This is a genomic window from Vibrio thalassae (assembly GCF_900089835.1).
GTDB lineage: Bacteria > Pseudomonadota > Gammaproteobacteria > Enterobacterales > Vibrionaceae > Vibrio > Vibrio thalassae.
The window spans coordinates 1-13697 of sequence record NZ_OANU01000007.1 but is presented as its reverse complement, the minus strand read 5'-3'; the positions used below and the strand labels follow the sequence as shown (position 1 = coordinate 13697).

General features: G+C 44.0%; 11 protein-coding genes and 1 pseudogene. 6 read left to right on the top strand and 6 right to left on the bottom strand.

Translation table 11 applies throughout. From position 1 onward, the window contains the following. Position 1: 1 nt before the first annotated feature. Positions 2–724, bottom strand: coding sequence for a pseudouridine synthase (locus VTH8203_RS04390; protein WP_096992565.1), 723 nt, complete (start codon positions 722–724; stop codon positions 2–4). A gap of 313 nt (positions 725–1037) precedes the next feature. Here VTH8203_RS04390 and VTH8203_RS04385 point away from each other — a divergent pair, with 313 nt between their 5' ends. Next, positions 1038–3260: an NADP-dependent isocitrate dehydrogenase gene (locus VTH8203_RS04385; RefSeq protein WP_096992564.1), complete on the top strand. Its 2223-nt coding sequence runs from the start codon at positions 1038–1040 to the stop codon at positions 3258–3260. Positions 3261–3357: 97 nt separating this feature from the next. On the opposite strand, the gene cspD is transcribed toward VTH8203_RS04385, so the two are convergent. Further along, positions 3358–3579: a cold shock domain-containing protein CspD gene (cspD, locus tag VTH8203_RS04380; RefSeq protein WP_096992563.1), complete on the bottom strand. Its 222-nt coding sequence runs from the start codon at positions 3577–3579 to the stop codon at positions 3358–3360. 558 nt (positions 3580–4137) lie between these two features. Between cspD and clpS the strand changes: the two genes are divergently transcribed. Further along, on the top strand, positions 4138–4458 hold the full coding sequence (clpS, locus tag VTH8203_RS04375; protein WP_031494481.1) for an ATP-dependent Clp protease adapter ClpS: 321 nt from the start codon (positions 4138–4140) through the stop codon (positions 4456–4458). A 41-nt stretch (positions 4459–4499) separates the two neighbouring features. Beyond that, positions 4500–6779 carry an ATP-dependent Clp protease ATP-binding subunit ClpA gene (gene clpA, locus VTH8203_RS04370; RefSeq protein ID WP_096992562.1) on the top strand — a complete coding sequence of 760 codons (2280 nt, stop codon included), beginning with the start codon at positions 4500–4502 and terminating at the stop codon, positions 6777–6779. An 85-nt stretch (positions 6780–6864) separates the two neighbouring features. Here the strand turns inward: clpA and infA are convergent, their stop codons facing one another. From infA to aat, 3 genes are all read right to left on the bottom strand, one after another. Further along, positions 6865–7083 (bottom strand): translation initiation factor IF-1, encoded by a 219-nt coding sequence (gene infA / locus VTH8203_RS04365; RefSeq protein WP_006075347.1) that lies wholly within the window; start codon positions 7081–7083, stop codon positions 6865–6867. 81 nt (positions 7084–7164) lie between these two features. Continuing rightward, complete coding sequence (locus tag VTH8203_RS04360; RefSeq protein ID WP_096992561.1) at positions 7165–7863, bottom strand: arginyltransferase; 699 nt, start codon at positions 7861–7863, stop codon at positions 7165–7167. Beyond that, on the bottom strand, positions 7860–8588 hold the full coding sequence (gene aat / locus VTH8203_RS04355) for a leucyl/phenylalanyl-tRNA--protein transferase (protein ID WP_096992560.1): 729 nt from the start codon (positions 8586–8588) through the stop codon (positions 7860–7862). Before aat ends, VTH8203_RS04360 begins: the two co-directional genes overlap by 4 nt. 227 nt (positions 8589–8815) lie before the next feature. On the opposite strand from aat, the gene aroA reads away from it, so the two are divergent. Next, positions 8816–10096, top strand: coding sequence for a 3-phosphoshikimate 1-carboxyvinyltransferase (gene aroA, locus VTH8203_RS04350; protein ID WP_096992559.1), 1281 nt, complete (start codon positions 8816–8818; stop codon positions 10094–10096). 37 nt (positions 10097–10133) lie between these two features. On the opposite strand, the gene VTH8203_RS04345 is transcribed toward aroA, so the two are convergent. Next, positions 10134–10382 (bottom strand): YciN family protein, encoded by a 249-nt coding sequence (locus VTH8203_RS04345; RefSeq protein ID WP_096992558.1) that lies wholly within the window; start codon positions 10380–10382, stop codon positions 10134–10136. Positions 10383–10714: 332 nt separating this feature from the next. On the opposite strand from VTH8203_RS04345, the gene topA reads away from it, so the two are divergent. Both topA and VTH8203_RS25670 read left to right on the top strand, forming a co-directional pair. Continuing rightward, entirely contained in the window at positions 10715–13339 is a 2625-nt protein-coding gene (topA, locus tag VTH8203_RS04340) for a type I DNA topoisomerase (protein WP_096992557.1), read from the top strand. Between the two features lie 245 nt (positions 13340–13584). Next, a pseudogene (locus tag VTH8203_RS25670) lies at positions 13585–13697 on the top strand (IS982 family transposase); the annotation flags it as partial.

Sequence of the window (13697 nt, the reverse complement as noted above, 5' to 3'; positions counted from 1 at the left end):
CTTACTTCACTAACGCTGGGTGATGGGTTGGGAGCTCTACCCATTCACCTGGCTGCAAATGCCCAACCTCAAATCCAGCCATAGACGCTCGGATCAGCCGCAATGTTGGGAAACCAATATTCGCCGTCATTCGACGTACTTGTCGATTTCTTCCTTCAATAATCGTAATACTTAACCAAGTAGTCGGAATATTGGCCCGAAAGCGGACTGGTGGATTGCGTTCCCAAACTTCAGGTGTTTCCATAAGTGAAACTTTAGCAGGCAGTGTAGGACCGTCTTTGAGAACGACACCACGCCGCAGTTTTTCTAAGTCTTCATCACTTGGAACACCATCCACTTGAACCCAATAGGTTTTCTCTGATTTAGATTTTGGCTGTGTTAGCCTAGCTTGCAAAATGCCATCGTTGGTCAGAACCATCAAACCTTCGCTATCTCTATCGAGGCGTCCTGCAGCGTAGACATCTTTGATTGGGATGTAATCGGCGAGAGTTTTACGTCCGTCACCATCTGTGAATTGACTTAATGTGTCATAAGGCTTGTTGAAGAGGATTACTTTTCGATCTTCAATGGGTAGTCTCGTTCTATTGCTATCCGCTTTTCGTCTAAACGTTTGCTTGGATGAGGGCTTTTTCGTCCTACTTCTTTGATCTGATTGCTGTTTGAAACGTGTAGAAGCAGCGCGGCTTTTCGGCTTGTTACGAGGTGCCGCTGTTTTATTCGTCATGTTAACTACCTTGCAAAAATGTAAACAAACTGTGTGGTGTAGTTTTGTCTACGGTTGTTTTGAGCTATTATAAGCGCGCTCAAAAACAGGAATAACGCACAAGATAATAGACTAATTGCCCAAATTTGTTTAATTATAAGTGCTTAGGATTTCGTTTGACTGAACAAAAAAGCCTAATTGAGAGGGTTTTCATGTACAAACTTTTTGTATCCAGCCACTCCATCGCGTTCGGTCATAACGTTTACGTGTACTTGATGAAGGCACTTTGATTAATAAGGGTGCTCATACCCAATTAGAACGATAGGGAAATTTCATGCCTACAGAAAAGCCGACAATTATCTATACCATTACTGATGAAGCTCCAGCGCTAGCAACGTATTCATTGCTGCCAATCATTCAGTCATTTACTGCTTCATCTGGTATCAGTGTTGAAACAAGAGACATTTCACTAGCAGGGCGTATTATTGCTAACTTCCCTGAATATCTGAAAGAAGAACAACGCATTGGCGACGCTCTCGCCGAACTTGGTGAACTGGCGAAAACACCAGAAGCGAACATTATCAAGCTTCCAAACATCTCTGCTTCTATTCCACAGCTTCAGGCGGCAATCAAAGAACTTCAAGCGAATGGCTATGATTTGCCAAACTACCCAGAAGAACCAACCACGCCAGAACAAGAAGCGATTAAAGCTACTTACGACAAGATCAAAGGCAGTGCGGTAAACCCAGTTCTACGTGAGGGTAACTCAGACCGCCGTGCGCCGCTATCTGTTAAAAACTACGCGAAGAAAAACCCGCATTCAATGGGCGCTTGGTCGAAAGATTCTAAGTCTCATGTATCCAGCATGACAGATCACGATTTCTTCGGTAGTGAAAAATCGGTCACTGTAGCGGATGCAACGGATGTGAAAATTCAATTCACTTCCGCTAATGGCGAGACAAGTATTCTTAAAGAGAAAGTTGCCCTACAAGCGGGTGAAATTATCGACGCGTCTGTCATGAGCAAAAAGGCGTTAGTATCTTTCTTTGAAGAACAAATTGCAGAAGCGAAACAGCAAGATGTTCTGCTTTCTCTGCATATGAAAGCCACGATGATGAAGGTCTCTGACCCGGTTATCTTTGGTCATGCAGTGAAAGTGTACTACAAGGATGTATTTGCCAAACACGGTCAGCTTTTTGAAGAACTTGGTGTAGATGTAAACAACGGCATTGGCGATGTTTACGCGAAAATCGCCTCACTTCCAGCTGCTCAAAAAGCGCAGATTGAAGCCGATCTTGCCGCCGTTTACGAAACTCAACCTGCCCTTGCCATGGTTGACTCTGACCGCGGTATTACCAATCTACACGTACCAAGTGACATTATCGTTGATGCTTCTATGCCAGCGATGCTGCGTTCATCAGGTCAAATGTGGGGGCCAGATGGTAAGCAGAAAGATACTAAAGCAATGATTCCAGATCGTAGCTATGCAAGTATTTATCAAGCGGTTATCGACTTCTGTAAAGAGAATGGTGCCTTTGACCCAACGACGATGGGTAGCGTACCAAACGTAGGCCTGATGGCTCAAAAAGCAGAAGAGTACGGCTCACACGATAAGACCTTCATTCTAAAAGGTAATGGCAAAGTGGAAGTGATTGATGCAGCAGGCAATGTGCTTATTGAGCAACCTGTTGAAGAAGGCGATATCTTCCGTATGTGTCAGGTGAAAGATGCTCCAATTCAAGATTGGGTAAAACTGGCGGTAACGCGCGCCCGTGCATCAGCCACACCTGCGGTATTTTGGCTCGATGAAAACCGTGCCCATGATGCTGAGTTGATTAAGAAAGTGAATCAATATCTTCCTGAGCACGATACGTCAGGCCTAGAAATTTACGTGAAGGCACCTTTGGAAGCGACCTTGTTCTCACTTGAGCGCATCAAGAAAGGTGACGACACCATCTCGGTCACAGGTAACGTCTTACGTGATTACCTAACAGACTTATTCCCAATTCTTGAACTTGGCACATCGGCGAAGATGCTGTCTATTGTTCCATTGATGAACGGCGGTGGTCTATTTGAAACAGGCGCTGGTGGTTCTGCACCGAAGCATGTTCAACAGGTTCAAAAAGAAAATCACTTACGTTGGGACTCGTTGGGTGAGTTCCTAGCACTCGCTGCTTCTCTAGAGCATCTAGCGGTGGTTTCTGGCAAAGAAAAAGCGAACGTATTAGCGAAAGCACTCGATGAGGCCACAGGTAAGTTCCTAGATAACAACAAGTCGCCATCACGTCGTGTGGGTGAATTAGATAACCGTGGTTCTCATTACTATCTGGCTCTCTACTGGGCACAAGCACTAGCACTTCAAACTGAAGACAAAGCTGTGGCCGATGAATTTGCACCGATTGCGGAACATCTTGCGTCCAATGAGAGTGTTATTGTGTCTGAGCTAAATAATGCTCAAGGCGTAGTAGGGGACCTCGGTGGTTACTATCAGTTTGATGATGTGAAAACCGCGACGCTCATGCGTCCTAGCTCAACGCTGAACAATATTGTTGGCTAATTGCCCAATATCACGTTTTTAAAGACCTAAAAAAACCACCGAAAGGTGGTTTTTTTATCAGGTCGTGTCGTCTGAAGTGGGTGATTGTTTTGTGAAACTACTTCGCTAAGTCACCTTCGACAGGCGTAACTGAGCTAGCGTGATAGCCCTTTGGCCCTTCTTCTAGTTCGTAATTGACTTGCTGACCCGCTTTCAGAGTACGGTAGCCATCCATTTTAATGGTGGAGTAATGCGCGAAAATGTCGCCATCTTCGCCTTCTGGACAAATAAACCCAAATCCTTTGGCGTTGTTAAACCATTTTACTTTACCTGTAGCCATGCTATACATCCCTCATGCATTTTTGTTACTTAAGTCGCTTTGAAGACACTGACCAAATGTGTTTGCTTCTTCTGGGTAATGACTAACACCTAATCATCAGCGTTCAAGCGGAGATAACTTCCATCATTGCTCCAAATGGTGGATTTTTCTTGTAAGGGTATTCTTACCCTTACAAGAATACTGATGCAAAACTTGTTAAATTTTAGTCACTAACTAACCACTGTAGTCAAACATTGAGCGGAGTCAATAGTAAAGTCGTATAAATAACCACATATTCTATACATATGCGCCTTTATTTTAACAAAAATGTAAAATCTGTCTTCTGTTTGTACAAGCCTCATGTATTCTATAGATAAGGGAGGCGGATTTTTTTTCTACTTGGCTCATATGTGACACACACTAATAGCATTGTTTTGTTTGCAGCTATACAATTGGTGCATTAGTCTCTTAATAGAGATGTTTTTCGAGTGTTGGCTCACAAGTATCTAAAACGGCGTTTTAAATATTGACATGCAACACAGTGTTCTAAAATTAAAAGAAAACTCTCAACATTTGGCCATGAGTAAAAATTTTGAATGGGTGACTCCAGACTCAGACTTACTGGAGAAAGAAAAAACTAAGGTTGAGCCGCCGGCGATGTATAACGTAGTTTTAAACAACGATGATTACACTCCGATGGACTTTGTAGTAGAAATCTTGGAACGCTTTTTTTCACTCAACGAAGACAAAGCGACACAAGTGATGTTGGCAGTGCATTATGAAGGTAAAGCCGTTTGTGGCACTTACACATCTGAAGTCGCGGAAACGAAAGTTGCTCAAGTGACCATGTATTCAAGGGAAAATGAACACCCACTTTTGTGTACCATGGAAAAAGCCTAATTTTCGCATGAATGACATTTGTCATTCCTTAGGAGGTACTTATGCTAAATAAAGAATTAGAATCGAGTCTGAACGGCGCATTTGCTCGTGCACGTGATAAAAGGCATGAATTCATGACCGTAGAGCATCTCCTTTTAGCTTTGTTGGAAAATGACTCTGCTAAAGAGGCACTAGCTGCTTGTAACGCTAATCTTGAAAATTTGCGTAATGAGCTCGACATTTTCATAGACCAAACAACACCTCTTATACCAGATTCCGACGACACACGAGAAACGCAGCCTACTTTAAGTTTCCAACGTGTTCTTCAACGCGCTGTTTTCCATGTACAGTCTTCTGGGCGCAGTGAAGTAACTGGTGCGAACGTGTTAGTAGCGATTTTTAGTGAGCAAGAGTCACACGCCGCCTACCTTTTGAAGAAAAATGACATAAGTCGTTTGGACATCGTTAATTTCATTTCTCATGGCATTACCAAAAACATCGGCCCTGCGGGTGACGAACCGTCAAGTGGTTCGCTTGGTGGTAGTGAGAACATTGAAGAAGCCAATGGCGAAGATCGCCTTGAAAGCTTTGCAACCAACCTAAACCAAGTAGCGAAAGTGGGTAACATTGACCCTCTTATTGGTCGTGATAAAGAACTTGAACGTACGATCCAAGTACTATGCCGTCGCCGCAAGAACAACCCACTGCTGGTCGGTGAGGCTGGTGTTGGTAAGACGGCTATTGCCGAAGGCTTAGCCTGGAGAATCGTTGAAGGTCAGGTGCCTGACGTGATTCAAAACAGCGTAATTTATTCGTTAGATATCGGTTCATTATTAGCGGGTACTAAATACCGCGGTGACTTTGAGAAGCGCTTCAAAGCGATTCTTAAGCAACTTGAAAAAGAAGACGACGCGATACTATTTATCGATGAGATTCATACCATCATCGGTGCAGGGGCAGCTTCTGGTGGACAAGTTGACGCAGCAAACCTAATCAAACCGCTACTGAGTAGTGGTAAATTGCGTTGTATCGGTTCGACAACGTATCAAGAGTACAGCAATATTTTTGATAAAGAACGTGCTCTGTCTCGTCGTTTCCAAAAAATTGATGTTGTGGAACCTTCACTCGATGACACCACCAAGATTTTGATGGGATTGAAACCGAAATACGAAGAGCACCATAAGGTGCGTTACACTAACAAAGCGTTGCGTGCTGCTGTTGAGCTATCGGCGAAATACATTAATGAGCGCCATTTACCAGATAAAGCAATTGACGTGATCGACGAAGCGGGGGCTCGTTGCCGTTTAGTGCCTGTCAGTCGCCGTAAGAAAACGGTGGGTGTGGCCGATATCGAAGCTATGGTTGCTAAAATGGCGCGCATTCCAGAAAAATCCGTATCATCGTCTGACAAGGACATTCTTCAAAACCTTGATGACAAGATGAAGATGCTGGTGTTTGGTCAAGACAAAGCAATTGATGTGCTTTGTGAAGCAATCAAGATGACACGTGCTGGTTTAGGCAACGATGACAAGCCTGTCGGTTCATTCTTATTTGCAGGCCCAACCGGTGTTGGTAAGACAGAAGTGACGGTTCAATTGTCTAAGCTGCTGGGTATTGAACTGCTTCGCTTCGATATGTCGGAGTATGGCGAACGTCACTCAGTTAGCCGTTTAATCGGCGCGCCTCCGGGTTATGTTGGCTACGATCAAGGTGGTCTTTTAACAGACGCTGTTATCAAGCATCCGCACTCTGTGGTGTTGCTAGATGAGGTCGAGAAAGCACACCCAGATATTTTTAACTTGCTGTTGCAAGTCATGGATAACGGTACGCTAACGGACAACAATGGCCGCAAAGCGGATTTCCGCAATGTTATCCTTGTTATGACCAGTAACGCAGGTGTTGCTGAGACAGAGAAGAAATCAATTGGTCTGATTCAACAGGATCATAAACCGGATGCGATGGGTGCCATTAAGCGCGTGTTCACCCCTGAATTCCGTAACCGTCTTGATGGTATCATTTGGTTTAATAGCCTAGATGATAAAGTCATTCATCAAGTGGTCGATAAGTTCATTGTCGAGCTTCAAGCTCAATTGGATTCTCGAGGTGTCTCGTTGGAAGTATCTGATGAAGCACGCGATTGGTTGGCTATCAGGGGCTACGACAAGACGATGGGTGCAAGGCCGATGGGTCGTGTTATCCAAGATAAGCTTAAGAAACCGTTGGCGAATGAGTTGTTGTTTGGCTCGTTAGTGAATGGAGGAACAGTGAAAGTTTCTCTTAAAGACGATGACTTAGTGTTTGAATACGTCGGCGCGAAGGAAGAAGTAGAAGCGCATCACTAGCGCTTCTTCATCTGACTTGCTAGTCAGCAAATAACAAAAAACGGAGCGTAAGCTCCGTTTTTTTGTGTTCAGTTAAACGTTGAGATTAACGAGCACGGAAGACGATGCGGCCTTTAGTTAGGTCGTATGGAGTCATCTCTACAGTTACTTTGTCACCAGTAAGGATACGGATGTAGTTTTTACGCATCTTACCAGAGATGTGTGCTGTAACTACGTGACCGTTTTCTAGTTCAACACGGAACATTGTGTTTGGTAGAGTATCAAGGACCGTACCTTGCATCTCAATTACGTCTTCTTTAGCCATTTAATCCTCTTTCGACATGTGGCGTTTTTAACGACAGGCATTGTGCCGTTAAAATCTTAATAAGTAAAGTTGCGGTGTATTCTACCCTTGCCATCGCTGATTTACTAGCCTTTGATGACGTTGGAACCGTGTTTTGTAGTTCATAGCTGAGCAATCATCGATTTGGTAACCTAAATATAGCCATCGTTTGTTATAGCGTTGGCAGTATTCGATTTGACATAAGACAGCGTAGGTCCCCAAAGAAAGCGAGTAGTCTGGGTCGAAAAAGGTATAGAAGGCACTGGCGCTATCGGTAAGTACATCAGTAATTGCGATGCCAATCAGCGTATCGCCATCAAAAAAATGCAAGTAATGCATGGTCATCCATGAGCACTGCGCGAACTCATAAAATTCTTGTTTTCTTGGCGGGAACATACTGCCAGTCGAATGACGTTTTTCAATGTAGCGCGAATACAAGTCGAACCATCTATTATCTAGCGCTGGTCGTATTTCCCAACGAAAAGATCGCGTTTTTGCTAGTAACCGTTTTTGACTTTTGGTCAGTTGGAAGTCAGCGATTGACACTCTCAGGGCATGGCAAGCGGTACACTGTTCACATTGAGGTTTGTAGATCGCATCACCGCTTCTCCTAAAACCATTGGCAAGTAACATTTCATACTGGCTCGTTTCATGTAGCTCTTTTTCTAAAATGATAGCGACGCGTTCTTGTTGAGATGGCAAGTAACTGCAATCTTGTTTGCGACTTAAACCGATACGAATTTGTTGGACAGCCATGTTCATCCATTTGTCTCCTGTTGTGTAGGAAAGGATAGCTCTTGTTTCACAAAACAGGAATCGAGAACCGTGAGATCACGTAACTCGTGCAAGGTATTGATAAACTGTTCCCGAGTAAGTTCTTCTGCGCCCAGTGAGTCTAAATGAGGGTTCATAACTTGGCAGTCAATGAGTTTGCCTCCATGAGTCTTAAAATGATGGCAGAAGTACCAGAGTGCGATTTTAGATGCGTTGGTTTCTAAAGAAAACATGGACTCACCGCAAAACACTTGACCGATAGATAGGCCATAGAGTCCACCAATTAGGTGGTCATCTCTCCATACCTCGACGGAATGGCAGTACCCTTGTTTCGCTAGTTCGTTGTAGGCTGTGCGCATATCCTCATTTAACCACGTTTCCTCTTTTGAGCGTGTACTAGCGCAATAACCGATGACATCTGAAGTACAAGTATTGAGGGTAACTCGATAGTTCGCTTTGCGCTGAAACTTTCTCAAGCTTTTAGACGGGCGAAACAAGAGTGGATCGAATACGGCCCTTGGGGCTGGACTCCACCACAGAAGTGGTTCATTTGGGCCAAACCAGGGAAATACACCATGTTGATAGGCTGATAAAAGTCGTTGAGGGTTGAGATCTCCACCAAAGGCGAGCAGGCCGTTAGGCTCATCAAGCGCTTCAAAGGGAGAGGGAAAAGCAAAATCGTTGCTATCGAGTTCAGTCAGGTAGATCGTCATAGTGCAGTAGTATCGCGTTCCTTTTTGTTAATTATACGCAATTCCGATTCATTTATGTGCTTTCCTTAGTACTAGTTGGCTAGTATTGGTTGCGGTTATATTGAACAGTTATGGGTGTATTAGCTCTGGTGTTTACGATGTATTTTCGTTACGCTGCAACTACCAAGAATTATATAAGACGTTTCACTACAAGGACTGAAGCGTCTACAAAGGATTAGATTCAACTAATGGAAAGCTTAACACTCCAACCCATCCAAAAAGTATCCGGAACGGTTAACCTTCCAGGTTCAAAAAGTGTCTCGAATCGTGCTTTATTACTTGCCGCTTTGGCAGAAGGCACAACAACGCTTACCAACCTTCTAGATAGTGATGATATTCGCCATATGCTGAACGCACTCACAAGTTTGGGTGTCGAGTATCAATTATCCGAGGACAAAACTCAATGCATCGTTCAAGGTTTAGGCAGACCGTTTCATGTTACTGAGCCTACAGAATTGTTCCTTGGCAATGCAGGAACGGCGATGCGTCCTTTAGCTGCAGCACTGTGTCTTGGTGATGGCGAGTTTGTCCTGACGGGTGAGCCAAGAATGAAGGAAAGACCCATTGGTCACTTGGTTGATGCGCTCAAGCAAGCGGGAGCAAATGTTGAATACCTCGAAGCAGAACACTACCCGCCTCTGAAAATCATTGGCACTGGTTTGAAGGGTGGAGTGGTCAAAATTGATGGTTCTATTTCTAGTCAGTTTTTGACCGCTTTTCTGATGTCCGCTCCATTGGCCGAAGCCGATGTCACCATAGACATTGTCGGTGAATTGGTGTCTAAACCGTATATTGATATAACGCTGCACATCATGGAGCAGTTTGGTGTGAAAGTTGAAAACCGAGACTATCAGCAGTTTGTTATTCAATGTGGGCAGCAGTATCGATCGCCAGGACAGTTTTTAGTCGAGGGAGATGCGTCCTCAGCTTCCTATTTCCTTGCAGCCGCCGCTATTAAAGGCGGTGAAATCAAGGTAACGGGTATCGGGAAAAATAGCATTCAAGGCGACATTCGATTTGCTGACGCTCTGGAAAAAATGGGTGCCGATATTGAATGGGGTGATGACTACATTCTTTGTCGTAAGGGCGAGTTGGTCGGGATAGACATGGACTATAATCATATCCCTGATGCGGCGATGACTATCGCGACAACAGCGCTCTTCGCTAAAGGCACCACCGTTATTCGCAATGTTTATAACTGGCGAGTCAAAGAGACCGACCGACTATCTGCGATGGCGACGGAACTGAGAAAAGTGGGGGCGACTGTAGAGGAAGGTGAAGACTACATTATTGTCGAGCCGACAGATACGTTAAAACATGCTGCAATTGATACCTACGATGATCACCGAATGGCGATGTGCTTTTCGCTCGTTGCTTTAAGTGACACGCCAGTGACAATTAATGATCCTAAATGTACCTCGAAGACGTTCCCGAGTTACTTTGATAAGTTGGCAAGCTTAAGTCAATAGACCAAAAATAACGCCCCCGGATAGGGGCGTTATTTCATCAATTTTGAATGGTAAACTCTTTTGAAAGTTGGTGAGCGAGGTATTTAAACATGTTAAATACTGCTGTCGTTTTCTCCGTCGGTAACCCGTTATCATCGAGGAAATAGTTACCTTTGAAAACTAAGACGCCGTCTTTTTCTTCGACACTGTCTGCGCGCATTCCTTCAATGAAATCATTATGTTCTTGAATGATTTGGTTTGCGATTAGCAACAAATCAAACTCGGTAATTGCGGTTTTCTGTGACATATTGATGCCCTCTATATAAAACATTACCGCGTAGTGTATGAGTGCCTACACATTTTGCAAGGATAAATATCTCAGCTATAGTTAGCAGCAATTTGTGATAGGTAACAAATTATAGTGAATGTTGCTAGGCAACAGTCCCAAGTGGCGTTTAATATTGCGCCACTTTTCAAGCGATGAGTTCTATTTGATCGGACATTTGTCGAGCAATCGGAATCCAATTGCAAAAAAACTGGTTGATCTTCTTTTGTTCTCGCTCAATAGTAAAAAGAAGCATAAATTTCGAACATCGTGCGATTAAATGTCGCAATGTGATATAGGACGTTAGTGTCATTATGGGAAAGTCACTGGTTATAGTGGAGTCACCCGCTAAAGCTAAAACCATTAACAAATACCTTGGTAAAGACTTTATCGTAAAGTCGAGTGTAGGTCATGTGCGTGACTTACCAACTGCAGGGCAAAGTACTGGTAAAAAAGCAGCAGCTGTCTCTACAAAAGGCTTAAGTGCTGAAGAAAAAGCACGTATCAAAAAAGAAAAAGACCGCAAAGCACTAATTAAAAAGATGGGCATCAACCCATATGATGATTGGGCAGCAAATTACCAAGTTTTACCTGGTAAAGAGAAAGTGGTTGCTGAACTGCAGAAGCTAGCAAAAGACGCAGATCATGTTTATCTCGCAACCGATTTGGACCGCGAAGGGGAAGCAATCGCATGGCACCTTCGTGAGATCATCGGTGGCGATGAAGAGCGATATAAACGTGTAGTATTTAACGAAATCACCAAAAACGCTATCAAACAGGCATTCCAAGATCCTGGAGAGCTGAATATGGATGGCGTAAACGCACAGCAAGCACGACGTTTCTTAGATCGTGTTGTAGGCTTTATGGTGTCTCCGCTACTATGGAAAAAAGTGGCTCGAGGCTTATCAGCAGGTCGTGTACAGTCTGTAGCGGTTAAGCTTCTGGTAGAGCGTGAACGTGAAATTAATGCATTTATCCCTGAAGAGTTTTGGGATATTCATGCCGATACTAAGACATCGGATAAAACGGATTTTCGTTTACTTGTCGCTCAAAAAGCGGGCAAGGCGTTCAAGCCATCTAATGAAACAGAAGCTCAAGCGGCTGTCTCTGTATTAGATAAGGCGACTTACGAAGTTTGTAAACGTGAAGACCGTCCAACTCAAAGTAAGCCATCAGCACCTTACATCACTTCGACACTGCAACAGGCGGCAAGTACTCGTCTGGGTTATGGTGTTAAGAAAACAATGATGTTAGCTCAGAGACTGTATGAAGCGGGTTATATTACCTATATGCGTACCGACTCTACCAACTTAAGTGCTGAAGCTGTTGAGGCAGTTCGTGGTTACATTGATAGTGAGTTTGGAGGCGCTTACCTTCCTGAGAAACCGAATTTCTATGGCAGCAAAGAAGGGGCTCAGGAAGCACACGAAGCGATCCGTCCTTCAGATGTTAACGTGAAAGTCGATGATCTTTCAGGAATGGAAGCAGACGCTCATAAGCTTTATGCCCTTATCTGGAACCAGTTCGTTGCCTGTCAAATGACACCGGCGAAGTACGATTCGACAACAGTCAGTGTCAAAGCTGACGAGTATACGTTGAATGCAAAAGGTCGCATTCTCAAGTTTGATGGTTGGACTCGCGTACAACGTCCAATGGGTAAAAACGAAGATGCTATTCTTCCAGCGGTTCAGCTGGGCGATAAGCTAGATCTAGTCGCGCTGGATCCTAAACAGCACTTTACCAAACCGCCAGCACGATACACTGAAGCGGCGCTAGTTAAAGAGCTTGAGAAGCGTGGTATTGGTCGTCCTTCGACTTATGCATCGATCATCTCTACGATTCAAGATCGCGGTTATGTAAAAGTTGACCAGCGTCGTTTCTATGCAGAGAAGATGGGTGAGATAGTCACCGATCGTCTTGATGATAGCTTTACTGATTTGATGAACTATGACTTCACGGCTCGTATGGAGCAGAAGCTAGACCAAATCGCTGAAGGTGACGCAAACTGGAAGAACGTACTAAACGAATTCTTCGAAGAGTTCACCACAGATTTAGGTAAAGCGGAGCAAGATGAAGAGCATGGCGGTATGAAGCCAAATCATATCGTTATGACCGAGATCGAATGTCCTACTTGTTCGCGTCCTATGGGTATTCGTACCGCGTCTACAGGTGTGTTCTTGGGCTGTTCTGGTTATGCGTTACCACCTAAAGAGCGTTGTAAAACGACGATTAATTTAGGCGACGAAGAAGGCATTATTAACGTTCTAGAAGAGGACGTTGAAACGGCTGCGTTACGAGCGAAAAAACGTTGTCCAATTTGCGAAACTGCAATGGACGCTTATTTGATCGACGATAAGCGCAAGCTTCATGTTTGTGGTAATAACCCAAATTGTGAAGGCCATGTGGTAGAGCAGGGCGAGTTTAAAGTAAAAGGGTATGATGGTCCGACTGTCGAGTGCGATAAGTGTGGTTCTGAAATGGTTCTGAAAAACGGTCGTTTTGGTAAGTACATGGACTGCACTAGCGAAACGTGTAAAAACACGCGCAAGATCCTCAAAAACGGTGAGATTGCTCCACCGAAGGAAGATCCGGTTCATTTCCCAGAACTGCCTTGTGAAAACTCGGATGCTTACTTTGTGTTGCGTGATGGTGCTTCAGGTCTGTTTATGGCCGCAAGCAACTTCCCTAAATCGAGAGAAACTCGTGCACCCCTAGTCAGTGAGTTAGCGCAATACAAAGAGCGTTTGTCACCGAAATTCCACTACCTTGCGGAAGCTCCGACCGAAGATCCAGATGGTAGACCCACAGTGGTTCGTTTCAGTCGTAAGACCAAAGAGAACTATGTGCGCTCAGAAATCGATGGTAAACCATCCGGTTGGACAGGCTTATATGTTGACGGTAAGTGGGAAATTACCGATAAACGTAAAAAGTCTAAATAATAAACACGTCACCTTTTAAAAAACAGCACTCAGATGAGTGCTGTTTTTTTATCTTGCCAATAATAAGTAGTTTCATTTTGTAAATGGCTGTATGTATTTCATACACCATTGCTCATTAAATATCCGTTTAACTGGTCGTAGCAGTTTAAGTTAACCTGAACTCGGGATAAAAAAAGAAGGGAACTAAAAGCTGGTTCTGCGATCAGATCTTTCGACCAAGAGAGACTTATCACAAGGAACCAGCTATGCACAAATTAGTGGACTTATTTTGCCATGTCGATGACTTTTGTCAGGCTTTTCTACCCCAGTGGCAAAAACTTCAGCTTGAGAGCGGCGTACGGAAGCGTAATCGCAAAGG

Bases quoted from the DNA above. Each gene is read 5' to 3' on its own strand.
- cspD (WP_096992563.1), bottom strand. From the start codon at position 3,579: ATGGCTACAGGTAAAGTAAAATGGTTTAACAACGCCAAAGGATTTGGG.
- VTH8203_RS04360 (WP_096992561.1), bottom strand. From the start codon at position 7,863: ATGAACATGGCTGTCCAACAAATTCGTATCGGTTTAAGTCGCAAACAA.
- clpS (WP_031494481.1), top strand. From the start codon at position 4,138: ATGAGTAAAAATTTTGAATGGGTGACTCCAGACTCAGACTTACTGGAG.
- aroA (WP_096992559.1), top strand. From the start codon at position 8,816: ATGGAAAGCTTAACACTCCAACCCATCCAAAAAGTATCCGGAACGGTT.
- VTH8203_RS04345 (WP_096992558.1), bottom strand. From the start codon at position 10,382: ATGTCACAGAAAACCGCAATTACCGAGTTTGATTTGTTGCTAATCGCA.
- VTH8203_RS04390 (WP_096992565.1), bottom strand. From the start codon at position 724: ATGACGAATAAAACAGCGGCACCTCGTAACAAGCCGAAAAGCCGCGCT.
- VTH8203_RS04385 (WP_096992564.1), top strand. From the start codon at position 1,038: ATGCCTACAGAAAAGCCGACAATTATCTATACCATTACTGATGAAGCT.
- aat (WP_096992560.1), bottom strand. From the start codon at position 8,588: ATGACGATCTACCTGACTGAACTCGATAGCAACGATTTTGCTTTTCCC.
- clpA (WP_096992562.1), top strand. From the start codon at position 4,500: ATGCTAAATAAAGAATTAGAATCGAGTCTGAACGGCGCATTTGCTCGT.
- topA (WP_096992557.1), top strand. From the start codon at position 10,715: ATGGGAAAGTCACTGGTTATAGTGGAGTCACCCGCTAAAGCTAAAACC.
- infA (WP_006075347.1), bottom strand. From the start codon at position 7,083: ATGGCTAAAGAAGACGTAATTGAGATGCAAGGTACGGTCCTTGATACT.